The organism is Streptomyces sp. AM6-12, assembly GCF_044327085.1.
Taxonomy (GTDB): domain Bacteria; phylum Actinomycetota; class Actinomycetes; order Streptomycetales; family Streptomycetaceae; genus Streptomyces.
In genome coordinates, this window is the sequence record NZ_JBIQWN010000002.1 from 297,519 (window position 1) to 321,170 (window position 23,652).

At 73.9% G+C, this 23,652-nt stretch carries 22 protein-coding genes; 8 read left to right on the forward strand and 14 right to left on the reverse strand.

What is annotated here, in order from left to right:
- Positions 1-237: 237 nt before the first annotated feature.
- A complete protein-coding gene (locus ACE4Q9_RS29745; RefSeq protein ID WP_397987603.1) occupies positions 238-636 on the forward strand; it encodes a luciferase family protein in 399 nt (132 codons plus the stop codon).
- A gap of 17 nt (positions 637-653) precedes the next feature.
- Here the strand turns inward: ACE4Q9_RS29745 and ACE4Q9_RS29750 are convergent, their stop codons facing one another.
- Positions 654-1,433, reverse strand: coding sequence for a DeoR/GlpR family DNA-binding transcription regulator (locus tag ACE4Q9_RS29750; RefSeq protein WP_397987604.1), 780 nt, complete (start codon positions 1,431-1,433; stop codon positions 654-656).
- A gap of 149 nt (positions 1,434-1,582) precedes the next feature.
- Between ACE4Q9_RS29750 and ACE4Q9_RS29755 the strand changes: the two genes are divergently transcribed.
- Together ACE4Q9_RS29755 and ACE4Q9_RS29760 are read left to right on the forward strand one after the other, a co-directional pair.
- Positions 1,583-2,569, forward strand: coding sequence for an SIS domain-containing protein (locus ACE4Q9_RS29755; RefSeq protein WP_397987605.1), 987 nt, complete (start codon positions 1,583-1,585; stop codon positions 2,567-2,569).
- 38 nt (positions 2,570-2,607) lie between these two features.
- Complete coding sequence (locus ACE4Q9_RS29760; protein WP_397987606.1) at positions 2,608-3,483, forward strand: ketose-bisphosphate aldolase; 876 nt, start codon at positions 2,608-2,610, stop codon at positions 3,481-3,483.
- Positions 3,484-3,490: 7 nt separating this feature from the next.
- Here the strand turns inward: ACE4Q9_RS29760 and ACE4Q9_RS29765 are convergent, their stop codons facing one another.
- Complete coding sequence (locus ACE4Q9_RS29765) at positions 3,491-4,624, reverse strand: methyltransferase (protein WP_397988260.1); 1,134 nt, start codon at positions 4,622-4,624, stop codon at positions 3,491-3,493.
- A gap of 190 nt (positions 4,625-4,814) precedes the next feature.
- Between ACE4Q9_RS29765 and ACE4Q9_RS29770 the strand changes: the two genes are divergently transcribed.
- Both ACE4Q9_RS29770 and ACE4Q9_RS29775 read left to right on the forward strand, forming a co-directional pair.
- Positions 4,815-5,537: an alpha-ketoglutarate-dependent dioxygenase AlkB family protein gene (locus ACE4Q9_RS29770; RefSeq protein WP_397987607.1), complete on the forward strand. Its 723-nt coding sequence runs from the start codon at positions 4,815-4,817 to the stop codon at positions 5,535-5,537.
- A gap of 47 nt (positions 5,538-5,584) precedes the next feature.
- A complete protein-coding gene (locus ACE4Q9_RS29775; protein ID WP_397987608.1) occupies positions 5,585-6,823 on the forward strand; it encodes an ROK family protein in 1,239 nt (412 codons plus the stop codon).
- Positions 6,824-6,916: 93 nt separating this feature from the next.
- Here ACE4Q9_RS29775 and ACE4Q9_RS29780 read toward each other — a convergent pair whose 3' ends face one another.
- The 5 genes from ACE4Q9_RS29780 to ACE4Q9_RS29800 all read right to left on the reverse strand — a co-directional run bounded on the left by ACE4Q9_RS29780 (position 6,917) and on the right by ACE4Q9_RS29800 (position 10,553).
- Complete coding sequence (locus ACE4Q9_RS29780; protein ID WP_397987609.1) at positions 6,917-7,819, reverse strand: phosphotriesterase; 903 nt, start codon at positions 7,817-7,819, stop codon at positions 6,917-6,919.
- Entirely contained in the window at positions 7,816-8,394 is a 579-nt protein-coding gene (locus ACE4Q9_RS29785; RefSeq protein ID WP_397987610.1) for a DUF4865 family protein, read from the reverse strand. The genes ACE4Q9_RS29780 and ACE4Q9_RS29785 overlap by 4 nt, the downstream gene beginning before the upstream one ends.
- A gap of 16 nt (positions 8,395-8,410) precedes the next feature.
- Entirely contained in the window at positions 8,411-8,992 is a 582-nt protein-coding gene (locus ACE4Q9_RS29790; RefSeq protein WP_397987611.1) for a TetR/AcrR family transcriptional regulator, read from the reverse strand.
- A 122-nt stretch (positions 8,993-9,114) separates the two neighbouring features.
- Positions 9,115-9,717, reverse strand: coding sequence for an ATP-binding protein (locus ACE4Q9_RS29795; protein ID WP_397987612.1), 603 nt, complete (start codon positions 9,715-9,717; stop codon positions 9,115-9,117).
- 512 nt (positions 9,718-10,229) lie between these two features.
- Complete coding sequence (locus ACE4Q9_RS29800; RefSeq protein WP_397987613.1) at positions 10,230-10,553, reverse strand: hypothetical protein; 324 nt, start codon at positions 10,551-10,553, stop codon at positions 10,230-10,232.
- Between the two features lie 313 nt (positions 10,554-10,866).
- Between ACE4Q9_RS29800 and ACE4Q9_RS29805 the strand changes: the two genes are divergently transcribed.
- Positions 10,867-11,994, forward strand: coding sequence for a PLP-dependent cysteine synthase family protein (locus ACE4Q9_RS29805; protein WP_397987614.1), 1,128 nt, complete (start codon positions 10,867-10,869; stop codon positions 11,992-11,994).
- A 62-nt stretch (positions 11,995-12,056) separates the two neighbouring features.
- Here ACE4Q9_RS29805 and ACE4Q9_RS29810 read toward each other — a convergent pair whose 3' ends face one another.
- The gene (locus ACE4Q9_RS29810) at positions 12,057-13,142 is read right to left on the reverse strand and encodes a DUF5937 family protein (protein WP_397987615.1); all 1,086 of its coding nucleotides are present in this window, start codon (positions 13,140-13,142) and stop codon (positions 12,057-12,059) included.
- A gap of 99 nt (positions 13,143-13,241) precedes the next feature.
- On the opposite strand from ACE4Q9_RS29810, the gene ACE4Q9_RS29815 reads away from it, so the two are divergent.
- On the forward strand, positions 13,242-14,492 hold the full coding sequence (locus ACE4Q9_RS29815) for an MFS transporter (protein ID WP_397987616.1): 1,251 nt from the start codon (positions 13,242-13,244) through the stop codon (positions 14,490-14,492).
- A gap of 86 nt (positions 14,493-14,578) precedes the next feature.
- Here the strand turns inward: ACE4Q9_RS29815 and ACE4Q9_RS29820 are convergent, their stop codons facing one another.
- On the reverse strand, positions 14,579-15,040 hold the full coding sequence (locus ACE4Q9_RS29820; RefSeq protein ID WP_397987617.1) for an SRPBCC family protein: 462 nt from the start codon (positions 15,038-15,040) through the stop codon (positions 14,579-14,581).
- A gap of 95 nt (positions 15,041-15,135) precedes the next feature.
- A complete protein-coding gene (locus ACE4Q9_RS29825; RefSeq protein ID WP_397987618.1) occupies positions 15,136-16,026 on the reverse strand; it encodes a DeoR/GlpR family DNA-binding transcription regulator in 891 nt (296 codons plus the stop codon).
- 272 nt (positions 16,027-16,298) lie between these two features.
- Here ACE4Q9_RS29825 and ACE4Q9_RS29830 point away from each other — a divergent pair, with 272 nt between their 5' ends.
- Entirely contained in the window at positions 16,299-18,719 is a 2,421-nt protein-coding gene (locus ACE4Q9_RS29830) for a hypothetical protein (RefSeq protein WP_397987619.1), read from the forward strand.
- A 23-nt stretch (positions 18,720-18,742) separates the two neighbouring features.
- Here the strand turns inward: ACE4Q9_RS29830 and ACE4Q9_RS29835 are convergent, their stop codons facing one another.
- The 4 genes from ACE4Q9_RS29835 to ACE4Q9_RS29850 all read right to left on the reverse strand — a co-directional run bounded on the left by ACE4Q9_RS29835 (position 18,743) and on the right by ACE4Q9_RS29850 (position 23,511).
- On the reverse strand, positions 18,743-21,181 hold the full coding sequence (locus tag ACE4Q9_RS29835) for a right-handed parallel beta-helix repeat-containing protein (protein ID WP_397987620.1): 2,439 nt from the start codon (positions 21,179-21,181) through the stop codon (positions 18,743-18,745).
- Positions 21,182-21,417: 236 nt separating this feature from the next.
- A complete protein-coding gene (locus tag ACE4Q9_RS29840) occupies positions 21,418-22,020 on the reverse strand; it encodes a hypothetical protein (RefSeq protein WP_397987621.1) in 603 nt (200 codons plus the stop codon).
- Positions 22,021-22,184: 164 nt separating this feature from the next.
- Complete coding sequence (locus ACE4Q9_RS29845; protein WP_397987622.1) at positions 22,185-23,024, reverse strand: MOSC domain-containing protein; 840 nt, start codon at positions 23,022-23,024, stop codon at positions 22,185-22,187.
- A 43-nt stretch (positions 23,025-23,067) separates the two neighbouring features.
- Entirely contained in the window at positions 23,068-23,511 is a 444-nt protein-coding gene (locus ACE4Q9_RS29850) for a DUF6643 family protein (protein ID WP_397987623.1), read from the reverse strand.
- Positions 23,512-23,652: the final 141 nt, after the last annotated feature.

Here is a 23,652-nt window from a genome sequence, read left to right on the forward strand (position 1 = left end):
GGATCACATCGCGGCCGGTACGGGCCGCCGATGTCGTGGCGGCAAATTCAGGGGATCTGCCCATGAAATGACGCCTGATTACAGGGTATTGGCCCGATGGTGGGCTGAATCCGCCTGGCGGGACGGTCGCCTTGGGGTCGCACGTGTGTCTGAAAGCGGCAACCCCGTCCGGACACAGGTCGGTTAATGCTTGCTCACGCGCTGGTTGCAACGGGGTGAGCGCGTCATGATGGGCCCATGACGTTGGCCTCGCACGCGTTCGCGCAACTGGCGACCTGGCCGGACCTGAGACAGGCCGTGCCGAGCTGCGGTCAGGGACAGGCGGTGGTCTCCGCCAAGGGTGAGATCGTCCATTTCCACTCCGGCCGCGATGTCGATCTGCGGCTGACCGACCGGGCCATCCGGCGGTTCGCCAGGGACCTCAAGCGCTCCGGCGCGATCAGGATCGTGCCCGGCTCGCCGTGGGTGACCCTGCGCCTCGACGCCGCGAGCGACGTCGATCTGCTGCTGACCCTGGTCAGCGTGGCCCTTCAGGCGCAGCAGTTCCCGCCCGGCCCGGTCGACAGGCCCCTGATCAGCTGCAACGACCAGCGCGGCGCGGGGTTCGTGAAGGCGGATCTCGGCGTCCTCTGGTAGGGCGGGCGGCTTCCCCGTCATACGGCGATGACGCGGGTCCCGGCCTCCTCGAAGCGCTGGACCGTCTCCGGGTCCACCGCCGTGTCCGTCACCAGGGTGTCCACCAGGTAGGCGGGGCAGATCCGGGCGAACGCCCGCTGGCCCAGCTTGCTGGAGTCCGCGGCGACCACGACCCGCTCGGCGCGCTCGCACAGCAGCCGGTTGATCGCCGCCTCGGCCTCGTCGTGCGCCGCCGCGCCGTGCACCACGTCGAAGGCGACCACTCCGAGCACCGCCACGTCCAGCCTGATCTGCCCGAGCACCCCGTCCGCGAGCGGCCCGACCAGCTCGTACGACTGCGGGCGGGCCACCCCACCGGTGACCACGATCTTGAACTGGGGCCGCACCGCCAGCTCGTTGGCGATGTTGAGCGCGTTGGTGACCACGGTCAGCACCGGGGAGCCGGTGGCCAGGTCGGCGCGGACGGCGAGGGCGCGGGCCACCTCCGTGGTCGTCGTACCCCCGGTCAGCCCCACCGCCTCGCCCGGCGCGACGAGATCGGCCACCGCGGTGGCGATGCGCTGCTTCTCGGAGGCACGGCGGGCCGTCTTGTAGCGCAGGGGAAGTTCGTACGACACCCCGTGCACCACCGCGCCGCCACGGGTGCGGACCAGCATCTGCTGCTCGGCGAGCCGGTCGAAGTCCCGGCGGATCGTCGCCGCCGACACCGCCAGCTCGGCCGCCGCCTCCTCGACGTCCAGCCGGCCCCGCTCCACGAGCAGTTCCAGCAGCGCCTTCCAGCGGGCGTCCCGCGACATCCGCGGCCTCCGATCCTCGGTCGTTCTCAGATCGGTGACCCTAGCGCACCCCCGAAGTGCGCCCCTCGTCCGCCAAAAATGCTTGATTGTGCTCGAAAGCTCGCTATATCTTGCAGGAACAATCAGCCAGGCCAGGGGAGGGTGTGGGCATGACCCATGTCGAGGACGAGCTGAACAGCCAGCCGGCGTGCTGGACGCGGGCCGCCGGGGAGGCGGCGCGGCACCGGGACGCGCTGCCGGCGGCGGGCGAGCGGGTCGCCGTGGTGGGCTGCGGGACCTCGTACTTCATGGCGCAGGCGGTGGCCGCGCTGCGCGAGGGCGCCGGGCAGGGCGAGACCGACGCCTTCGCCGCCTCGGAGTTCCCGTACGGACGGCCGTACGACCGGGTGGTCGCCCTCACCCGCTCCGGCACCACCACCGAAGTACTGGAGCTGCTGGGCCGGTTGCGCGGTACGGCGACCCGCACCACGGCCGTCACCGCCGACCCGGCCACGCCGGTGATGGGCGCCGCCGACGAGGTCGTGGTGCTGGACTTCGCCGACGAACGCTCTGTCGTCCAGACCCGGTTCGCCACCACCGCCCTCACCCTCCTGCGCGCCCATCTCGGCCTGCACACGGACTCCGTCGTCGCCGACGGCCGCACCGCGCTCACCACCCCTGTGCCCCAAAGCCTCGTCGAATGCACCCAGTTCACCTTCCTGGGGCGCGGCTGGACGGTCGGGCTCGCGAACGAGGCCGGGCTGAAGATGCGCGAGGCGTCCCTGTCCTGGACCGAGGCGTACCCGGCGATGGAGTACCGGCACGGCCCGATCAGCATCACCACGAAGGGCACCGCCACCTGGATGTTCGGCGAGGCGCCCGAGGGGCTCGCCGAACAGGTCCAGGGCACCGGCGGGCTGTGGCTCGCGGGCGGCCTCGACCCGCTCGCCGAACTCGTCCGCGCCCAGCGGCTCGCGGTCGCCGTCGCCGCCGCGCGCGGCCTCGACCCGGACCGGCCGCGCCACCTCACCCGCTCGGTGATCCTCACGGCGGACGCCTCCGCCCACGAGGCCGGGGCCGCCGGGATTCCCGGACCCCGCGACCCCCAGGCGCCCCACGACGCCTCCGAGAGCGCCGGCTCCGCCGACTCCGTCTGACACTTCCCGCCGTACCGCGCCCCGGAAGGACACCCGAAGTGCCTCTCGCGCCCACCGGCGAGCTGGTCGCCCGTGCCGTCGAAGCCCGCTCGGCCGTCGCCGCGTTCAACGTCATCACACTGGAACACATCGAGGCCGTCATCGCCGGCGCCGAGGCGGCCGACGCGCCCGTCATCCTCCAAGTCAGTGAGAACGCGGTCAAGTTCCGCTACGGACGGCTGCTGCCGCTCGCCCGCGCGGCCCGTGCCACCGCCGAACGGGCCGCCGTACCCGTCGCGTTGCACCTGGACCACGTACAGAGCGACGACCTGCTGCGCCAGGCGCCCGGCGCCGGGTTCAGCTCGGTGATGTACGACGCGGCCCGGCTGCCGTACACCGAGAACCTCGCCGCCACGCGGGCCGCCGCCGACTGGGCGCACTCCCAAGGGCTATACATCGAGGCCGAGTTGGGTCAGGTCGGCGGCAAGGGGGGGCAGCCCCCGCTGGACGCGCACGCGCCCGGCGCCCGTACCGACCCCGCGCAGGCGCGGGACTTCGTCGGCGGTACCGGGGTCGACGCCCTGGCCGTCGCCGTCGGCAGCGTGCACGCCATGACCACGCGCACCGCCGCCCTCGACCACGCCCTGCTCAAACGGCTGTCCGCCGCGCTGCCCGTCCCACTGGTGCTGCACGGCTCGTCCGGCGTACCGGACGACGGGCTGGTCGAGGCGGTCGCGGGCGGCATCGCCAAGGTCAACGTCGGCACCGCGCTCAACATCGCCATGACCGGCGCGATCCGGGAATTCCTGGCCACCCACCCGGAGGCCGTCGACTCCCGCACGTACCTCACCGTCGGCAGGGAGGCGATGGCGCGGCAGGTGCGGCACCTGATCTCGGTCGTCACCGGTGCCACCGGGCCCGCTACGCCGTCCTGACCGCCCGCTATGCCGTCCTGACCGCCTTCAGCAGCACGAACTTCGGGTCGCTCGCGACGAGTTCGCAGTTGCCGAACACCCGCTTCAGGGTGATGTGATAACCCAGGTGCCGGTTGCCGATCACCCACAGCTCGCCGCCCGGCCGCAGCGCGCGCCGCGCGCCGGTGAACATCCGCCGCGCGGTCGCGTCCGTCGTCGCCTGGTGGGAGTGGAACGGCGGATTGTTCAGGACGAGGTCCACGCTGCCCGGTGCCACCCCGGCGAGCCCGTCGCCGACCCGGAACTCGGCATGCCCCGGTACCCCGTTGGCCTTGTAGGTGGCCTCGGCGGAGGCCACCGCCTGGAACGACTCGTCCACGAACAGCACCTCCGCCGCCGGGTCGGCCAGCGCCACCGCCGTACCGACCACGCCGTTGCCGCAGCCGAGGTCCACCACGCGGGCCGGCCCCGGCCCGGGCAGGTGCTGGAGCAGGAAGCGGGTGCCGATGTCCAGCCGGTCGGCGCAGAAGACGCCCGCGTGGTTGACGACCGGGTGGCCGGAGATCGCGCCGACCCCGGCCGGGAGGTCGTAGCGGTACGGCCACGGGTTCGCGGGCCGCTCCATCGCCGGGTCCGGGGTGCAGAAGATCAGCCGGGCCTTCTGCCGGGCCAGCGAGGTCCGGGTCGGGCCGAGGATCCGCTCGAAGGTCCGGAGCGTGGAGGTGTGGATCTCCTTCACCATGCCGGTGCCGATCACCACCGTGTCCGGGTGCACGGCGGGCGCGAGCCGCAGCAGCTGGTCCTCCAGCAGCGCCAGACTTCTCGGCACCCGTACCAGCAGCACGTCCACCCGCTCGGGCGGCTCGTCCTGGGTGGTCAGCAGCGGTACGGCGCCCGGTTCGACACCGGCCCGCGCCAGATTGGCACGGCTCGCCTCCTGGCCCAGGAACGAGTCGGTGATCTGCGTCGGCCGGTGTTCCGCCAGCGCCGTCACCAGCGCTCCCCAGCGGTCCCCGAGCACCACCACCCGCCCGGTCAGCGGCACGTTCTCCGCCGCCAGATGGTGCAGCAGATACGCGTCGGAGGCGTCCCAGGCACGCAGCCGGTCGCGGGGATCCTCGGGGAAGCGGGCCAGCTCAACCTCGCCCCACGGTGTCGTCATACGGTCGCTCATCGCGCTCCAGGCTAGCGGAACCGCAGATCAGGGCCCGTACGACCGCGGACCCCCAGGGGAGTGGGCCCGAAGACCCGCAGGGGCTGGGCCGAAGACCCGTAGGGGTCCGGTCAGGGTTCCGGCCCTGACCGGACCGGTGCTCCGGCGGGTGGCGGGAGCGGTGCGGCAGGATGGGGGCGTGGACGCGGAACTGTTCCCCCGTGAGCGCGCGCGGATCGCGCCGGGTGCCGCGCATGTCCCGGACTGGCTGTCGGCCGGGCGGCAGCGTGAACTCCTCGCCGCCTGCCGTGACTGGGCGCGGCCCCCGGCCGGGCTGCGTACCGTGCGCACACCGGGCGGCGGCACCATGACCGCCCGCCAGGTCTGCCTCGGGCTGCACTGGGGCGTCGTACGCGCCTGCCCCGCCTGCGGACGGCCCGTACGGGACAGCCCCGACTGTCCCGGCCCGCATCAGTACCCTTACGCGTACACTCCTGCGGCCGCCGACGGCGACGGCGCCCCGGTCAAGCCCTTCCCGCAGTGGCTGGACGGGGTGGCCCGGCGCGCGGTGGCCGACGCGCTCGGACCGGCGGCCGTACCCGGTCCGTCGTACGACATCGCGCTGATCAACTTCTACGACGGCGCCGCCCGCATGGGCCTGCACCGCGACAGCGAGGAGCGTGTCGACGCCCCGGTCGTCTCGCTGAGCCTCGGCGACACCTGCGTCTTCCGGTTCGGCAACACGCGGACCCGGACGCGGCCGTACACCGATGTCGAGCTGCGCAGCGGCGATCTGTTCGTCTTCGGCGGCCCCGCCCGCGCCGCCTACCACGGCGTGCCCCGCGTCCACCCCGGCACGGCACCGCCCTGGCTGGGTCTGGCCGGACGGCTCAACATCACGCTGCGGGTGAGCGGGCTGTGACGGCGGCACGGGCCACGAGCGATGCGGATCATGGGAGACTCGCCCTCATGAGCGGCAAGGCGGAACCCCGGACGGCGGGGGAGAGGACCCCCACGAGGGCGCGGCTGGACCGGGGGCGGGGCGCGCTCGGGCCCGCGCTGGAACTGGTGCACACCGGGCGGGCACCGACCCGGGCCGTGCTCACCGCCGAACTCGGCGTCACCCGCGCGACGGCCGGCGCGGTCGCCGCCGAACTGGAGGCCCTCGGACTGATCCGGGTGGACGCCCGCCCCGCCGCGGCGGCCGGCTCCCAGGGCCGCCCCTCGCACCGGCTCGACGTCGCCGAGGAAGGACCGGTGGCGCTCGCCGCACAGGTGCACGCCGACGGCTTCCGGGCCGCGCTGGTCGGCCTCGGCGGCCGGATCGTGGCCACCGCGCCGGGCTGTGAGACCGTGGCCGCCGACCCGGCGAAGGTGATCGGCTCGGTGGTCGAGGCGGGCGCGGAACTGCTGCGCACCACCGGCCGCCGCTGTGTCGGCGCCGGGCTCGCCGTGCCCTCCGCCGTCGCCCAGCCCGAGGGCCTCGCCCTCAACCCGCTGCACCTCGCGTGGCCCGTCGGGGCGCCGGTCCGGCGGCTGTTCGAGGAGTGTGTGCGCGCGGCGGGCATCGACGGGCCCGCGTTCACCGGGAACGACGTCAACCTCGCGGCGCTCGCCGAACACCGGCACGGCGCGGGCCGGGGCGCCCGCGATCTGCTGTGCGTGGCCACCGGGCATCGCGGCGTCGGCGGCGCCCTGGTCCTCGACGGCCGTCTGCACACCGGCAGTTCGGGACTCGCCCTGGAGGTCGGCCACCTCACCGTCAACCCCGAGGGCCGCCCCTGCCACTGCGGCGGCCGGGGCTGTCTGGACGTCGAGGCCGACCCTCTGGCGCTGCTCGTGGAGGCCGGCCGCGAGCCGGGCCCGGAGGTCTCGCTCCTGAAGCAGGCCGACGACCTGCTGCGCACCCAGTACGACGAACCCGCGGTACGCCGGGCCGCCGAGGCCCTGATCGACCGGCTCGGCCTCGGCCTCGCCGGGCTGGTCAACATCCTCAACCCGGACCGCATCATCCTCGGCGGGCTGCACCGCAGCCTGCTGGACGCCGATCCGAGCCGGCTGCGCGCGGTCGTCGCCGACCGCAGCCTGTGGGGCCAGAGCGGCGGCGTCCCGATCCTGCCGTGCACCCTCGACCACAACAGCCTGGTCGGCGCCGCCGAACTGGCCTGGCAGCCGGTCCTGGACGACCCGCTGGCCGCCCTGCGCTGAACCCCTCGGGGAGGTCACGCCCGGCCGTATGCCAACGTCCGCGCGGGGATGGCTTGTCGATGTAGGCCGTCGGCCGGCATGTCGCGCCGCGCGTCACGCCCAGTCGACGGAGAACGCCCTCCGCGGGTGTTCGGTGAGGATCCGGTCGACCAGTTCCGGGCCCAACTCCGCCGCCAGGCGCGGGCGCAGGCGGCGCAGCAGATACGGCATTCCCGGACCGCCGTCGACCGAGCGCGCACCGGCGGTCACCGTGTCGCCGCCGAGCAGCAGCCGGTCGCCGAAGCCGGCCTCCGCGAGGGCGCGGGCACCGGCCGGCATCTGCCAGTCGGTGGCGTGGTGGGCGCGCGAGGGGCCGTCGAAGGCGAGCCAGCAGCCGGCGGCGGCGGCCTGCCGCTGCGTCACCGGATCGGGGAAGCGATTCAGGTGACCGAGGATCACCCGGTCACCGGGCACACCCAACTCGCCGCAGAGCAGGTCGAGTACGTCCAGGGCGCCGGTGCCCAGCTCCAGATGGACGGCGATGGGCGCGCCGGTCGCGTGGTGCGCCTCGGCCGCCGCCGCCATGGTCCAGCGGGCGTGCGCGTCGAGTGCGTGGAACCCGCCCGCCACCTTGATCAGCCCGGCCCGCACCCCGGTCGTGCCGATGCCCTCGGTCAGCTCGGCGACGAAGACCTCGGCCAGCCGGCCGCGCAGCCCCGCCAGCAACTCCGGTGCCACATGCGGGGCTTGGTGCAGGCCCGTCGCGCAGACCAGGTGCACTCCGGTGGCGCGGGACAGGGCCGCGAGGTCGGCCGCGCGGCGGCCCATGCCGTGCGGCGTCCACTGCACGACGGCGGCACCGCCCGCCGCCCGGAACGCCTCCAGTTCGGCCCGCGCGGCGGCCACGTCGTCCAGCTCCCTGCCCGGCAACTGCCTGCTGCGCAGGAAGAGATGGTCGTGCGCGTCGCACACCCCCAGCTCCTGCGGGCGGATGTCGCCGAGGACGGTACGGATCACCAGTGCCGCCCGCGCGCAAGCCGGTCGAGGCCGGGGGCGGACAGGTGCAGCACCCGGAAGAGGTCGCACTCGGCCTTCGGGGTGTCGTGCTCCCAGAGGGAGAAGTGGACCAGCTCCCAGCGGTACGGATCGGCGGCGGTCGCGGCCAGCACGGCACCGTCCTCGGCGGCCAACTGCTCGGTCGTACCTGCCGCTTCCTCCATCAGGCGTGCCAAGTCGGCGCCCTCCGGCACCGGTTGCCGACGCCGCAGCGCGAACGCGGCACGGGTGCCGGTGCCCTCCGCGTAACCGAGCCCGGTCCACTGGCGTACGGCCGGACGCCCGAAGTCGTCGGCCAGACGCTGGAACCCGCCGCCCCACAGGAAGCGGTTCATGCCCTCGACCGTGTGCCACAGATAGAACGGAGCGTACTGGTTCACCGGCGAACCATGGACGCCGCGTTCGCGCAGCAGATACGCCTTGAGGCCGAGCCCTTCCCAGTCGTCCAGCAGCTGCCCGACGCGGTTCACACGGGCGCGGATGATGTCCGTGTCGTAGTCCGCGGGCAGCGTCACCTCGTACTGCATGGCGTGCATCAAGTGGCCCCTTCCCTCAGGCGGCGGTTCGGGGCGCGAGGAGGGCCAGCAGCCCGTCGACGGCCGCGTCGAAGGTGGCGGGGGAGCCGGCGGCACGGGCCAGCACATAGCCGCCCTGCACGGTCGCGAGGATCGTCGCGGCGATCCGCCCGGCGTCCAGCTCCGGCGCGAACTGCCCCTGTTGCTTGCCCTCTTCGACGACCCGGGCGAGGCGTTCCCGGATCCAGGCGAGGGTCTCGTCCACCGGGGCGCGCAGTTCGTCACTGGCGATCACGTCCGGGTCCATGGTCAGCCGGCCGACCGGGCAACCGCGCAGCACCTCGCGCTCGCGACGCAGATACGCCTCGACGCGCTCGTACGGCGTACCGGGGCCGTCCAGCGAGCGCTCGGCCGCCGCCCGCAGCTGCTCGGCGGTCCGCCGGATCGCCGCCAGGGCGAGGTCCGGCTTGCCCTTGAAGTGGTGGTACATGCTGCCCTGGCCCGCGCCCGCGCGCTCCAGGATCGCCTTGGGGCTGGTGCCCACGTAACCGCGCTCCCAGAGCAGGTCGCGCGTTGACTCGATGAGTCGTTCGGAGGTGCTCATGAAGGCAGTGTACATACTGGTAGATACAGGAGTGCTCGCCTCGCGGGGATAGGGGTGTACGGCGGGCGGTTCGTCGCTGCTCGCCGTACACCGCGCACCGTACGGCGCGCCCCCTGTGCACTGTCCGCCGGTCCCGGTCAGCCCGCCGCGACCGGGTGGCTGGCGGCCAGTTCCTGGCCGCCGGGGGACGACCTGATCGCCGCCGGGACGGGTGTCCGCGCGGGGGAGGCGGGGGCCGCCGTACCGATGGCTGTCGCCGCGACCGGGGAGGGTCTGGGCTGGTGTTCCGGGGCACGGCACGGCGTGCGGGCCGGATGGCCGGGCGTCGCCGGCAGGGTGAACCAGACGACCTTGCCGTTGTCACCGTCCGGCCGCGCGCCCCAGCTCTCGCTGACGGCGGCGACCATGGCGAGGCCCCGGCCGCAGGTGGCGAGCGGTGTCGTCTCCTCCGGGTCCGTGTCCGCGTCGTCGGTCGGCACCGGCATGCGCGGATCGTGATCGTGGACCGACACGGTGAGCCGGTCCGGCTGGAGTTCCAGCTCGACCGTGCACGACTTGTCAGGCCTGGCGTGCCGGTGCACGTTGCTGAGCAGCTCCGTCACGCCGAGCGCGGCGCGGTCTATCAACGGGTCCAGATGCCAGTAGCGCAGTTGCGCAGAGACGATTCTGCGGACCTGGCCGATCCGCGACGGCAGGGCTTGGAGCTCCACCGTGCAGTGCCTGCTTGGGTGACTGATCACGGCTGCGACTCCCCGATGTGAGGTCCGGAAGGGAACCGGAAAGACACGGAGAACAACGGATCCAGCAGGCCCCCCGGGAAAGCGGCCGCCTGCTGTCGTGGCCGGCGGGCTGGTTCGCAGCGTTATCGCCGGTAAACCCAGAGTGACGTGAGACCAGCGTGGCGCAGGGGGCGGATTGGTGCAACTCGCCGCGTCCGGATGGAGACGGGGCTGGGGATGGGAGACCTGGGGCGGGAGACCTGGGCGTGGGTGGTTGGCGGGGGGCCTCGGGTACCGGCGGGCAAGAGGTGGCGGCGGGCAAGAGGTGGCGGCGGCCACCGCGTGCCGCCCGGACACGCCGTGACGTTCGGGCAATTCGTGCCGGCCGGGCACGGCGTGCCGGGGCCCGTGCCGCTGGACGCGGTGCCGCCCGCGCGGCACGAGTCGTCCAAGACCGCACCTGCCGCCCGCACACTGTGCCGCTCCGACGGTGCGCGCCACCCCGGCAACCGCGAGACCGCCGTGGCCCCCCTTCAGCCGCCGCGTCCCGCCGCCCGGCGGACCGCCTCGATGAAGCGGCGGGCCGCGGGGGTGCCCGGTTCGCCCGGAGCGGGGTCCTGTTCGGCCAGCGTCAGCAGGTACCGCTGGCCGTTGAGGTCGGCCAGGGCCTTGTCGTCCGGGGCGAACCACGGCTTGGAGGCGCGCACCGCCTGCACCGGTGCGCTGTCGATCTCGCTGCCGTAACTGTTGAGCAACTCCACCCTGCCGTCGTTGATCCGGACCTGTCCGGCCCGGGTGAGCGAGCGCATGCGTTTCCCGATCCGCACGCCCTTGGCCGTGAACTCCGGCTCCGCCATCCCTCGCCGCCCCCTTGTGCGCGTGTTCCCGTGTTCCGGTGTGCGCCCCCGTTCGCGTGCGGGACCATCGTCCCGACGCGTGCAGTCTGCCGCGCCACGGCACGGAGCACCAGTGCGCGCGGGGGCGCGCACGACAGCGGCCCGGAGCACGCGCGGCGGCACACCGGGTCGTCTCGTACGCCTGTGCCCCAGGGTGCCTTTGGGGCGCCCAAAGATGCGTTTATGCAGGTGGGAAGCGGTGTGAAAGATGCTTATGCTCGAAAGTGCCGGCCCGCCCGAGGCGCCGTCGGCGCACAGCGTAAGGAGCACCGACGTGAGCATCACCGACCAGGCCAGGACCGGCACCACCCTCGATGTCGACCGTACCGACCCCGCCTACCGCGACTGGCTGAAAGAGGCCGTGCGCAAGGTGCAGGCCGATGCGAACCGGTCGGCCGACACCCACCTGCTGCGCTTCCCGCTGCCCGAGCGCTGGGGCATCGACCTCTATCTGAAGGACGAGTCGACGCACCCCACCGGCAGCCTCAAGCACCGCCTCGCCCGCTCGCTGTTCCTGTACGGCCTCTGCAACGGCTGGATCCGGCCCGGCCGCCCGGTGATCGAGGCGTCCAGCGGCTCCACCGCCGTCTCCGAGGCGTACTTCGCCAAGCTGATCGGGGTGCCCTTCATCGCGGTCATGCCACGCACGACCAGCGCCGAGAAGTGCCGCCTCATCGAATTCCACGGCGGTCGCTGCCACTTCGTGGACGACTCACGGAAGATGTACGAGGAGTCCGCCCGCCTCGCGGTGGAGACCGGCGGCCACTACATGGACCAGTTCACCTACGCCGAGCGGGCCACCGACTGGCGCGGCAACAACAACATCGCCGAATCGATCTTCCGCCAGCTGGAGTTGGAGCGGTTCCCGGAGCCTGCGTGGATCGTCGCCACGGCCGGCACCGGCGGCACCTCGGCGACGCTCGCCCGCTATGTGCACTACATGCAGTACGACACCCGTATCTGCGTCGCCGACCCGGACAACTCCTGTTTCTTCGAGGGCTGGACCGCCGGCGACCCGGACGTCACCTGCGACTGCGGCTCCCGGATCGAGGGCATCGGCCGACCGCGCATGGAGCCGAGCTTCGTGCCCGGCGCGATCGACCGGATGATGAAGGTCCCGGACGCGGCCAGCGTCGCCGCCGTACGGGCCCTGGAAGGGGTGATCGGCCGCAAGGCGGGCGGCTCCACCGGCACCGGGCTGTGGAGCGCGCTGAAGATCGTCTCCGAGATGGTGGCCGAGGGCCGTACCGGCAGCGTCGTCACCCTGCTGTGCGATCCGGGCGACCGGTACCTCGACAAGTACTACTCGGACGCGTGGCTCGCGGAACAGGGCCTGGACATCGCGCCCTACACGGCGGCGATCGAGACGCTGCTGGCCACGGGGGTGTGGCCGCAGCCCTGACCGGCGCCGGACGGCATGCGCAAGCGGCGGTCGCGCCCGAGTTTCCGGCAGGCCGGAGCCGCTCAGCGCAGTACGGCCGCCAGCAGGTCGGTGCCCAGCGACGACAGGTCGGACAGGTTGAGGGTGTAGCGGACGTACCGGCCCTGCCGCCGGGCCGTGAGCAGGCCCGCGCGGCGCAGGACGGCGAGGTGGCGGGAGACCTCCGGGGGCGAGAGTTCCCAGGCGTGGGCCAGTTCACCGGTGGTGTGCGCGCCGCGGGCCAGGGTGCGCAGCAGCCGCAGCCGCAGGGGATGCGCGAGCGCGTCCAGCCGTAGCGTGACCGCTTCCAGTGACACCGGCTCCGACGGGCTCGCCTCGGCCACGGGGTACTGCACCACCGGGTGCCAGCCGGGCGCGTGGACCACCACCAGGTGCGGGCCGCCGAAGACGCTCGGGAGGAAGGTCACCCCGGTGCCGTGGGCGGACGTCGCGTTGTCCTGGAGCTTGTCCACGACGATATGGCCGCCGTCCGGCGCCAGGGTGACGGCGCTGGAGACCGACGCGAGTGCCGCTCCGATGCCCTGGTGCCTCAGCAGGTCGTTCTTCAGGCGCAGATCGGTGGCGAGTCGCGTGGCGACGCCCGTCCAGGCGGCGGTGAAGAACGCGTCGGCGCACTGTTCGAGGGTGTGCCGCACCCGTGCCCGTACGGCGGCCGGGTCCGCGAGCAGCCGTTCCGCGAAGGCCTCCTGGAGCGCGCCGCGGGCCTGCGCGAGGTTCAGGGCCCGCTCCCGCGCCCTCGCGTCGGCGAGCGGCGACGGCGCGGCGAAGTGGACCCGGTTGCTGCCGCAGGTGGTGATGAGCGCGGTGGTCACATAGGTCTCGTCGTCGATCCGGTCCACCTCGTCCAACTCCTCGGCCAGGGTGGGCCGGGGACGGGCGGGGACCAGGAAGTCGGCGCGTGAGGAACGCCAGAGGAACTCCGCCTCCCTGAGCCGTTCGGCCAGCTCCGGCCGCAGACCGGCCCAGACGTCCGCCGCCCAGCCGGCGAGCCGCGGGTGGTGTCCTGGTTCGGCCAGCACGTGCAGCATCGCGGTCAGCTCGGCCAGCGGGGAGGCGGCGAACCGCAGCCGCCCGGACGGCATTCCGCCGATGTCGATCCTCAACGTCATCCCGTCATCATCGCCAGTCGGACGGCCGGCGAACGCGTCGGTTGACGGTGTCCGTCAACCGACGCGGCCGGTACGGCGACCGCACGCACCGTTGACGCCATGGCAACCACCACACTCCGGCCGCGGCTCGGGCCGCGCGCCCTCGTCCGTGCCTCCGGAGGCTCTCGCTATGCCGTCGCCCTGGTCGTGGACGCGCTCGGCACCGGCCTGCTGCGGCCCTTTCTGCTGCTCTACGGGGTGACCGTGCTGCGGCTGTCCGCGCCGGTCACCGGTATCGCCATGACGGCCGGCGTCGTCGGGGGCCTGGTGTGCGTGCCCGGCGTCGGCCGCTGGCTGGACGGGGGCGCACGCAGCACCGTCGTGGCGGCGTCGATGCTGGTGCGGGTGGTGGGCGTGGCGCTGCTGCTGGCCGCCCCGGCGGGGCACGTGGGGATGTTCGCGGCGGCGGCCCTCTTCCTCGGCGCCGGCAATCAGACATGGCCGGCCGCCCACGCTGCCCTGGTGGCCACGGTCGCCCACGGCCGCGAACGCGACGCCGCTCTCGCGGGCGCCCGTGCCCTGCGCAACGCCGGTCTGGGCGCGGGCGCCCTGCTGGCCACCGTGTGCCTGGCGGGCGGCACCAGCGCGTTGCGGGCGCTGGCCGCCCTCACCGGGCTCGCGTGTCTCGTCGCGGCGGTCCTGGCGTGGTCGGTCCGTCTGCGCGCGCAACCGGGCGCCGCCCCGGCCGAGGACAGGACGGACGGGCCCGCACCCCGGATGGGTGTGCTGCTGGCCGCCAACGTGGTCTACGTCTTCTGCCTCAACGTCCCCGAGATCGCGCTCCCGCTCATCCTGGTGACACAGGCACACGCGTCCCCGGTGTGGTCGGCGGCCATCTTCGTGGCCAACACGGTCCTGGTGGTCACCTTGCAGGTGCCGGTCACCGTCCTGCTGTCCCGCTTCTCCCGGCGGACCGTGCTGGCCCTGGCCGGCGTGGTGCTCGCCGTGTCCTACCTCGGCTTCCTCGCGGCCAGCTCACTGGGGCACGGCTGGAGCGCCCCGGCCGTCGCCGCGGTGTCCGTGGTCTGCACCCTCGGCGAGATCGTCTACGCCGGCAGCGCCACCGCGCTCGTCACCGTCCTCGCCCCGGCCCATGAGCTGGGCCGCGCCCTCGCCCGCTTCCAGCTCTCCACGGGCTTCGGCCTCGCCGTCTCCCCGGCGGTCGTCACCGCTCTCGCCGCGCGCGGCCCGGCCGCCCTGTGGGGCAGTCTCGCCGCGGCGACGCTGGTGTCCGCCTCCGCGGTCGCCGGGGAGAAGGATCGGGGGGGCGGGGCTTCTTCCGTGACGGACGCCCGTGGCGGACGCACGTGACCTGGCGTGAGCCGGGCTGTGTGAACAGGGCCGTGGTGAACAGGGGTTGCGGTGCGCCGGGCCGTGGCGAGCCGGGCCGCGGTGGGTCAGGTCAGCTGCCGGTCCAGCGCGCCGGCCGCCTGCCGGAAGGCGCGCCCCACGCCCGGCGCGGCCAGCCGGCAGCCGAGGCGGAACGCGGCGGTGCCGTCGAGCGCGAAGACCACCCGGATCCGGGTGCCCCCGCCGGCCGGGACCAGCCGCCACTTTTCGACCCAGGCACGGGCGCCCGGAGTGTTGGTCACATCGACGCGGTACGAGTACAACGCGGGCTTCTCGGCGACCAGGACCGTCTCCTCGAAGCGGATGCCGCCACGCAGCCGGACATCGCGTCCGCCGTCCGCCGCCCGGGCGGAGGCCACGGCCGGGAACCACTCCGGGATGCTCGCCACGTCCTCGGCGAGCGCCTGGTAGACCAGCTCCGGGGCGGCGGTCATCTCCCGGCCGAACACCAGCCGTACGGGGGCGCGGTCGACGAAGTCCGGGCCGACCGGACGCAGACGCTGGGCCATGGCCCGGCTACCTCCTCGCGAAATCCCGCACGGAAACAGGGCGTTGAGCCTTTCTTCCAAGCGGAGGGGCCACCGGCAGCGTAGTTGACGCGATGTCAGTCGACCTCGGTGGCGGCACCGGGTTCCGCGGGGTCGCCGTCCGGTTCCTCGTCCTCATCGGCCGCGTCCTCGGGGTCCGGTTCCCCGGCCACGATCAGCCGCCGCAGATGCTCGGAAGCCTCGGCGCGCGTCTCGTGCGGCAGCCCCGAGTCCGTCACCAGGGTGTCCACCTGGTCCAGCGTGGCGAACGAACTCAGGCCCACCGTGCCCCACTTGGTGTGGTCGGCGACCACCACCACGCGGCGCGCCGAGTGCACCAGACGGCGGTTGGTCTCGGCCTCCGCCAGGTTCGGCGTGGACAGGCCCGCCTCCACCGATATGCCGTGCACGCCGAGAAACAGCAGATCGAAGTGGAGCGCGGCGATCGCCTGGTCCGCCACCGGACCCACCAGCGAGTCGGACGGGGTGCGCACCCCGCCGGTCAGCACCACCGTGGCCGTGCCCTGCCGCTGCCCCGAGGTGCGCTGTGCCGCGTGGAACACGTCCGCGACCCGCACCGAGTTCGTCACCACGGTCAGGTCCGGCACCTCCAGCAGATGCTGGGCGAGCGCGTAGGTCGTCGTACCGCCGGACAGCGCGATCGCGGTACCGGGGGTGACCAGGGCGGCCGCGGCCCGTGCGATGTCCTCCTTGGCCGACAGCTCCAGACCCGACTTGGCCTCGAAGCCCGGCTCATGGGTGCTCGCCTCGACCACCGGGACCGCGCCGCCGTGCACCTTCTCCAGCACGCCCTGCCGGGCCAGCGCGTCCAGGTCGCGGCGCACGGTCATGTCCGACACCCCGAGCCTGCGGGTCAGTTCGTTGACCCGGGCGCCGCCGCGGCGCCGGACCTCGTCCAGGATCAGGGCGCGGCGCTGCTCCGCGAGGAGGTGCTGATTCTCGCTCACGTACGCTCCGGTCCTTTCGCCGCCAGCCGTTCCACACACCCGGCGCACCCGCCGCGAGCAGCGCGTACGGCCGTCCCGTGGGTGCGCGGGCGTCCCATCTTTTCACGGGACGGTGCGGGGTGCGCCACCGCCCGGTCCGCGCGGCCGGCCGGTCCGGTGGCGCGGCCGCGGCCCCGCCGATCGGGGAGATTCTGTGACGAGCGGTGTGCGGCCCGCCGGAACCGGACATCAAGCGCGCACGGACACAGGCCGCACGGCGTCGCGGGAGAAGTGTGGAACGCGCTCGGGAACACCCCGGAGGACAGGACCAGCGGGCCGGGGGACGTGCGCCCGAGCCGGCCGGCCTGGAGCTGCTGGTGCACGGGGTCGGCGGTACGACCCCGGAGGAGATGCTGGACGACGCGCGCACCGTGCGGGTCGCCGGGGACGACACGGCGGCCTCCTTCCGGCGTGCCGAGGACGTCGCGCGGGGCGGGCCTGAGCACCGCGGCGAGCCGGTGCGGGAGGCGTACGTCTGGTGCAACCTCACCTCCGGGGACGCGGGCCGCGCCCTGTGGCTGTTGCTGCTGCCGTTCATGGTGGTCAACCTCGCCCACTGGATGCGCCCCGCCGGAGCCCGGCCGCGTGCCGTCCGGTTCTACGGCCTGCTGGTGCGGCTGGCCGCCCTCACCCTCACGGTGCTGCTGGTGGCGGCCGCGTGCGAGGTGGCCCTGGACCTGGTGGCCTGGCAGTGCGCCGGTGCCCGAGCCTGCGCCCGGCGGCATTTCTGGCTGGCCTTCCTCACTCCGGACGCGGCCGGGGGCCCCGGCGTACGGCGGTGGGCGGCGCTGCTCGGCACGTCCGGTGGCTGGTGGCCCCAGCCGGGACGGCGGCTCGCGCTCGCGGCGCTGGGGCCGGGCGGTCTGGTCCTGCTGCTCTGGTACCTCTCGCACCGTACGTGGAGCGCGTACGAGTCCCACCGCCCGCTGCTCCGGGGCCCGGTCCAGGCGGCGGACCCCGACGACAGCGCGTTGGCGCGGCCCGGCTTCTGGTACGGGCGCCGGCTGGTGGCCCGGCTGCGTGCCGCCCACACGGCGGCCGGGCTGCTGACCATCGCCGCCGCCCTCGCCACACCGGCGGTCCGCTTCGACCACCGGCCCGGCGGTCCCGCAGCGCTGGACGCCCTCGGCTGGCTGCTGACCGTCCTGCTGCCGGCCGGGGCGGGCGCGGTGGTGGCCGTGGTGTGCCGCCGGGGCCGCGCGGAACACCGCGTGGACCAGGAACTCGACCGGCACCTGGTACGACTCATGCTGCTGGCCGCGCTCGTCCTGCTCCTCCTCGCCGCCCTCTACACCGGCTGGTCCCGCCCCACCTGGCACGCGACCGGCCGACTGCCGGGAGACCCCGCCTTCGACGGCCTGATGCTGGTCCAGGGCGCGCTGGTGGTGGTGCTCGGGGTGGTGGCGTGGCGGATGGAGCGCAGGGGTGCGGGGGAGCGCCGTGGGAGGGAGGAACGCGCTGACGGCCACAACCTTCCCGAACCCCGCCGGGCCGCCACCCCCCGCCCCGGCCCCCATGGTCTCGGTGGGCCGGCCACCGCGCTGCTCGCCTGTGCGCTGGGTGGGGTGATGTCCGGTGGGGTGGCTCAGCGGGCGGCCGATTGGCTGGGCGGGGGCGTCATCGCCGGGCCGCCGGTGTCGCTGACCTGGCAGGCGTCCATGATCCCGCCGCTGCTCGCGGTGCTGCTGATGCTGGCCCTCCGGCTCACCGCCGGCACCGCCCGGCTCGCCCGTGCCGAACGCGCCCGCGTACGCCGGGAGCATCCGGGGGAGCCCGAGGACCCGGCCCGTACCCGCGCCATCGCCCACGCCCGTGCCATGGCCGCGCTCACCGACCGCGCCCCGCTCGTCCTCACCGTGCTCTGTGCCACCACGCTGGTGCTGGGCGGCGGGGCGCTGGCCGGGGCGCTGGCCGGCGGAAGGACGCGGGACGGCGCGGCGCGCGGCACGGTCACCGCCGTACGGATCGCCGCCGGAGTCTCGCAGGGGCTCGGCTCATGGCTGGTCGGGCTCGGCTTCCTGCTGTTCGTGACCTGGGGGCGGCGCGCCTACAAGGACCGCGGCGCCCGGCGCACCGTCGGCATCCTGTGGGACGTCGGCACATTCTGGCCGCGCGCCGCACACCCCTTCGCGCCCCCCTGCTACGCCGAGCGTGCGGTGCCCGACCTGACCTGGCGGATGGCGACCTGGACCGGGGCGACCGGGGGCCGGCTGGTGCTCTCCGGCCACTCCCAGGGCAGCGTGCTCGCCGCCGTGGCCGCCTGGCAACTCCCCCCGGCCGCACGGTCGCGGGTCGCGCTGCTGACGTACGGCTCACCGCTGGAGCGGCTGTACGGCCGCTGGTTCCCGGCCCACTTCGGGCCCGCCGCGCTCGCCGGGCTGCACCGCGACATCGCCCGCTGGAGCAATGTCTACCGCCGCACCGACCCGATCGGCGGTCCGGTCCGCCTGCCCACCGACGGCCGGCCCCCCGTGGACCAGCCGCCCTTGCGGGACCCCCTCGCCTACGGCCGCACCCCCGAGCACCCGCTCCCGACCCCGATCCTCGGCCACTCCGACTACCAGGCCGACCCGGTCTTCGCCGAAGTACGGGCACGGCTGCTGGCCCGCCTGCGCGCGGAACTCCCCACTCCACGCGGGAAGTCGGCGACCTGACGCCCGCGCGGAGGGCGCGGGGCTCAGGACAGCTCCGGCAGGTCCTCCGGATACAGCAGGGTCAGGTCGTCGGTGGTCGGATCGGGGAGCTGGGCGACGCGGCTCGCGTGACGTTCGACCATGGCCTCGAAGGTCTGGCGGGCGGTGCGGCCGTTGCCGAACGCGGGGCCCTTCGGGAGGGTGGTGAAATAGGTGAGCAGGGCCCCGGCGGTGCCGGGGGCGAGTCGGTACTCGTGCTCGTCGGCCTGCTGTTCCACGATCCGCAGCAGTTCCTGAGGACCGTAGTCGCCGAACGTGATGGTGCGGGAGAAACGGGAGGCCACACCGGGGTTGACGGACAGGAAGCGCTCCATCTCCGCGGTGTACCCGGCGACGATCACCACCACCGCGTCCCGCTGGTCCTCCATCAGCTTCACCAGCGTGTCGATGGCCTCCTTGCCGAAGTCACGCCCGGCGTCCTCCGGCGACAGCGCGTACGCCTCGTCGATGAACAGCACCCCGCCGTGCGCCCGCTGGAACGCCTCCTGGGTGCGGATCGCGGTGGAGCCGATGTGCTCGCCGACCAGGTCGACACGGGACACCTCGACCAGATGGCCCTTCTCCAGCACACCGAGGGAGGCGAGGATCTCGCCGTACAGCCGGGCGACCGTCGTCTTGCCGGTGCCGGGGGAGCCGGTGAAGACCAGATGCCGCTTGACGGAGGCGGCCTTGAGCCCCGCCCGCTGCCGCCGCCGGCCCACCTCGATCATGTCGGTCAGCGCCCGCACCTCGCGCTTGACGCTCTCCAGGCCCACCAGCGCGTCGAGTTCACCGAGCACGTCCTTCGACGTACGCGGCGGCTCCACCGGCTGCGGCGCGATGGCCGGCGGCTCCGGCTCGGTGCTGCGCTGGCCGGGGATCGAACCGAGCAGCCCGGTGGAGTGCGACACCGTCTGCACGGCCGTCTCCCGCGGCGCCGGGGGCCGCAGGCTGCCGCTCTCGTCGCTGGTGCAGCCCTCCACGACCGGGCCCGACCCGGACCCGGCGTCCGGGCCGCCCTCGGCGAACTCGTAGCCCCCGCGCGCACACCGCTCGGTGCGGCACTTGCGCAGCGTGGTGCGGCAGCCGTCGATCACATGGAAGCCGTAGCCCCCGCTCCCGCTGACCCGGCAGTTCAGGAAGCTGCCCCGGCCGCCCGCGGAGACGTAGAACCCGGCCTCGGCGGGGGAGTCGACGGTGCAGCGCTCGATGGTCGGATCGGCGCCCTTGGTGACGATCACCCCGGTCTGGGTGCCGTCCACCGTGCAGTTGTTCAAGGTGCCGCCGCTGCCGTGGTCCCGGAACCAGGCGCCGGTCGCCGCGTCCCTGATCCGGCAGTCGTCCAGCTGCGCGGTCGCGCCGTCGCTCACCGACACGGCCGTGTTGCGCACCTGGGACAGGTCGCTGTCCACCACGTCCGCGCGCGAACCGCGGTCCAGGACGAACAGCGCGTCCGGCACGTCGTGCACCCGGCAGGAGTCCAGCACCGCGGTGGCGCCGTCGCTCACCCACACCGCCGGATAGTCACCGGTGCTGTCGAAGATCTCGCACTGGTTGGCGTCCACGCGGGTGCCGGGGTCCCACACGGACAGCCCGTTGCGCCCGAACTGCCGGATGGTGGTCCGGGTCAGCGTGAGCACCGAACGCGAGCGCAGGTCGACCGCGTTCTCCGGGATGTCGTGGATCCGGCAGTCCTCCAGCGTGAGCACCGCGTCCGTGTCCAGGGTGACGCCGTCGGCGGTGGTGCGGTGCACATCGCAGTCGGTCAGCTGCGCGGCGGCCCGCTGGGTGACCTGGACGCCGGAGCCGCGGACCTCGTAGATCTCGCAACCGACCGCCTCCAGCGAGGAGTTCTCGCCGGTCACGGTGAGCCCGGTGCCGGAGGCGTGGTGCACCCGGCAGCGCTCCAGGCGCGGATGGCCGCCGCCGCGCACCGCCACGCCCGCCTGTCCGGCCGCCACGATCTCGCACTCCTCGAACACCCCGCTGCCGCCGTCGAGTACGGCGATGCCGATGCCGGCCGGGTTGTCCACGGTCAGCCGGCGCACGGTCGGCCGGGCCGCGCCGCGCACCTCCACGCCGACGGCCGAGCGGGTCACGATCCGCACGTCCATCAGCTCGGGCGTGCCCTCCTCGACCAGCAGCGCGGGCGCCGCCGCGTCCTGGCCCTCCACATGCAGGTCCTGCACCACGGCCGAGGCCCGCACGGTCAGCGGCACCCCGTCCACCGGCGCGATCCGCACCGAGCCGGGGGAGCCGTCCGGCCCGCGGAGCGTCACCGCCCGCTGGATCACGAGGTTCTCCCGGTAGGTGCCGGGGGCGACGGTGAGGACGTCGCCGTCGGCGGCGGCCTCCAGGGCGGCGGCGAGCGATGCGTACTCACCCGTGCGGCGCCGCCACCGCGAGGTACCGGTGTGCGTCACCTGGACCGTGCCCTGTGCCATGGCGTTGCTCTGCCCCCACCTCGTCGTACTGATGGCCGCTGATGGCCGGCGCCCCGTCCGGGCGGCGCTGCCGGTGCCGGGTCCGTGAGCGTGCCCGGCCCCCGGGCCTGCCCGTTCGCGTCCCCGCCTGCGCGCGGGTCCTGACGTGCGCCGCCTGCGGGTCGTCGCCGAAAGCGCTTCGGCCGGTCCACCGTAGCGTGTGCGTCCGGGGTGGGCTGACCACAGCCCGCCCCCGGTCAACTGCCGGTGCCCGCCTTGCCCCAGTCCGGGCCGGCCCGGTCCGAGGCCTGGTCCCAGCGGGCGTACCGGCGGCGGACCATGCGCCAGACGGTGAGCCGCCGGGCGGCCTCGATCAGGGCGGCGGCCAGCAGGGCCGCGCCGAATCCGGCCAGGACGGCGTGGCTCGTGGCCGTGACGGAGTCCAGCGGGCGGGTCGTTATTCGGCCCCGCGGATCCGTCCAGAGCCCGAAGTGGTCACCGGTGTGGGGGGACTTGAGGTCGGCGAGGACCGGGCCGTGGTGCGCGCTGCCGTCCGGCGCGGACCAGTCGGCGACGACGCGGCTGCGGGTCTCGTGTACGCCGGCGGTGTCGGGGTCGCTCTCGGGTGCCCGGCCCAGCGGTCGCACCACGGTGGCGGTGACCAGGTGGTGGGTGTGCTGCTCCAGCCGCGCGGCACGCTGGAGCGAGTCCTCGGTGAGGAAGCCGACCAGCGCGCCGGTCAAGGGCGCCACCACGGTGATCAGCACCAGGGCCGCCAGTGCCACCCACGCCTCGGCGAGATCGGTCGCGCGGCACAGCGGATTGCGTCTCCAGCGCCACAGACCCGTGACGGCCCGCATCTCACCACCCCCCACGTCCCCCGCGGCCGGTCGCGACCGCGACGTCTCACGCATTTCTCATGTCACCCCAACGAACGGGAACGCCACCAGAGTTCCCAGATCGCCAAAGCCGACCCCCGGACCACCAGCCTTGGAGCTACCAGCTACCGGCTACCAGCCACTGGCTACCGGCTCACGCCCCGCTCCAGCACCCGCACCGGGTCACCGACCCGCACGGTGCCGCGGGTGAGCGGAACGACGTTCTGCCCGAAGACGAGACTGCTGCCGAAGCGGCGATGCCGGGCCAGTGTGTACAGCGGCTCCCGGCCGCGCGCGGCGGTGCCCTGGTCGGTGGTGGTCACCACGCAGCGCCCGCAGGTGCGTGCCACGCGGAAGACGACCTCGCCGATGGAGATGCGCGCCCATGCGTCCTCCGCCCATGCCTCGGTGCCGGACACCACGACGCTGGGCCGGAACCGGTTCATGGGCAGCGGCCCCTCCCCGGCGTGACGGCCCTCGGCTATCAGGGAGTTGAGGGCGTCGAGCGAGGCCGCTGCGGTGACGAGCAGGGGATAGCCGTCGGCGAAGCTGACCGTCTCGCCCGGCAGCGCGTAGTCCGGGTCGACGGGGCGGCGGGTGGCGGGGTCGTCCAGGTGGACCAGGCGCACGTCCTGGTCGAGATAGGCGCTGCACCAGGCGTGCGCGGTGGCGGCGGCCGGCACCGCCTCCACCTTCTGCCCGAAGATGTTCACCGGCACGGTGCCCTCGGGCTCCGGCACCTCGACGGTCACCGCCGCCCGCCCGGCCGCCGACAGACGCAGACCGCCGCCGGCCAGGGGCTCGGCGGCGGCCAGGGCGAGACGCGGCTGCTCCCGCTGGGTGACGACCTTCCCCCCGGCGTCGATCAGCGCCCAGCGCCGGTCTCCGGCCAGCCCCCAGGGCTCCACCGCGGCCGCGTCGGCCGCCAGGCCCCGGAACGCCTTGACCGGGTAGAGGTGGATCGACTGCACTTCGGCGATGTCCATACCGCCATCGTGCCAGGTGCCACCGACAGCGGGGGCGCTTCGATCAGTATCCCCGCTGCTGGGGGTGGTTGTACGGGTCCTGGTACGGCGCCTGCACGGGGCGCGGCGCGGCCGGACGCATCGCCTCGTAGCCGGTGCCGGGTGCCATCGGGCGCTGCTGCTGCGGGGCCTGCGGGCCGGGATAGCCGCGCGGGGCGCTCGCCTGCTGCGGGATGTACGCCGTGGGCGCCTGCTGGAACGGGGCCGGCTGTGGCTGCTGCGGGTAACCGTAGCCGGGGGCCGGGGGCTGCGGGGAGGGCGCGGCCGGGAGGGCGGGGAGGGCCGACGGCAGGGCGGGCAGGCTGCTGCCCATGTCGTAGGCGGCGGGGACCCGGATCGGGGCGATCTGCGGGGTGCCCCGCTCGGCCACGAGGGAGTCGTAGATCGGAGTGTCCCGGAAGGAGGCGGAGTAATAGCCGCCGCCATAGGTGGAGCGGGGGGAGGTCATGGCACATAAGTTAAGCCCACGATGTGCTGGTTGGGGAGACCGATAAGAGGGTTGTTTTCCGTGTCGGCGGTGACCGGGGAGCCTCAATACGAGCGAAGTTGACGAAAAAGGGCAGCGGTTCACGTATAGATCATGTAAGGA

Bases quoted from the DNA above. Each gene is read 5' to 3' on its own strand.
- ACE4Q9_RS29745 (WP_397987603.1), top strand. From the start codon at position 238: ATGACGTTGGCCTCGCACGCGTTCGCGCAACTGGCGACCTGGCCGGAC.
- ACE4Q9_RS29750 (WP_397987604.1), bottom strand. From the start codon at position 1,433: ATGTCGCGGGACGCCCGCTGGAAGGCGCTGCTGGAACTGCTCGTGGAG.
- ACE4Q9_RS29755 (WP_397987605.1), top strand. From the start codon at position 1,583: ATGACCCATGTCGAGGACGAGCTGAACAGCCAGCCGGCGTGCTGGACG.
- ACE4Q9_RS29765 (WP_397988260.1), bottom strand. From the start codon at position 4,624: ATGACGACACCGTGGGGCGAGGTTGAGCTGGCCCGCTTCCCCGAGGAT.
- ACE4Q9_RS29775 (WP_397987608.1), top strand. From the start codon at position 5,585: ATGAGCGGCAAGGCGGAACCCCGGACGGCGGGGGAGAGGACCCCCACG.
- ACE4Q9_RS29785 (WP_397987610.1), bottom strand. From the start codon at position 8,394: ATGCACGCCATGCAGTACGAGGTGACGCTGCCCGCGGACTACGACACG.
- ACE4Q9_RS29790 (WP_397987611.1), bottom strand. From the start codon at position 8,992: ATGTACACTGCCTTCATGAGCACCTCCGAACGACTCATCGAGTCAACG.
- ACE4Q9_RS29800 (WP_397987613.1), bottom strand. From the start codon at position 10,553: ATGGCGGAGCCGGAGTTCACGGCCAAGGGCGTGCGGATCGGGAAACGC.
- ACE4Q9_RS29810 (WP_397987615.1), bottom strand. From the start codon at position 13,142: ATGACGTTGAGGATCGACATCGGCGGAATGCCGTCCGGGCGGCTGCGG.
- ACE4Q9_RS29815 (WP_397987616.1), top strand. From the start codon at position 13,242: ATGGCAACCACCACACTCCGGCCGCGGCTCGGGCCGCGCGCCCTCGTC.
- ACE4Q9_RS29820 (WP_397987617.1), bottom strand. From the start codon at position 15,040: ATGGCCCAGCGTCTGCGTCCGGTCGGCCCGGACTTCGTCGACCGCGCC.
- ACE4Q9_RS29835 (WP_397987620.1), bottom strand. From the start codon at position 21,181: ATGGCACAGGGCACGGTCCAGGTGACGCACACCGGTACCTCGCGGTGG.
- ACE4Q9_RS29840 (WP_397987621.1), bottom strand. From the start codon at position 22,020: ATGCGGGCCGTCACGGGTCTGTGGCGCTGGAGACGCAATCCGCTGTGC.
- ACE4Q9_RS29845 (WP_397987622.1), bottom strand. From the start codon at position 23,024: ATGGACATCGCCGAAGTGCAGTCGATCCACCTCTACCCGGTCAAGGCG.
- ACE4Q9_RS29850 (WP_397987623.1), bottom strand. From the start codon at position 23,511: ATGACCTCCCCCCGCTCCACCTATGGCGGCGGCTATTACTCCGCCTCC.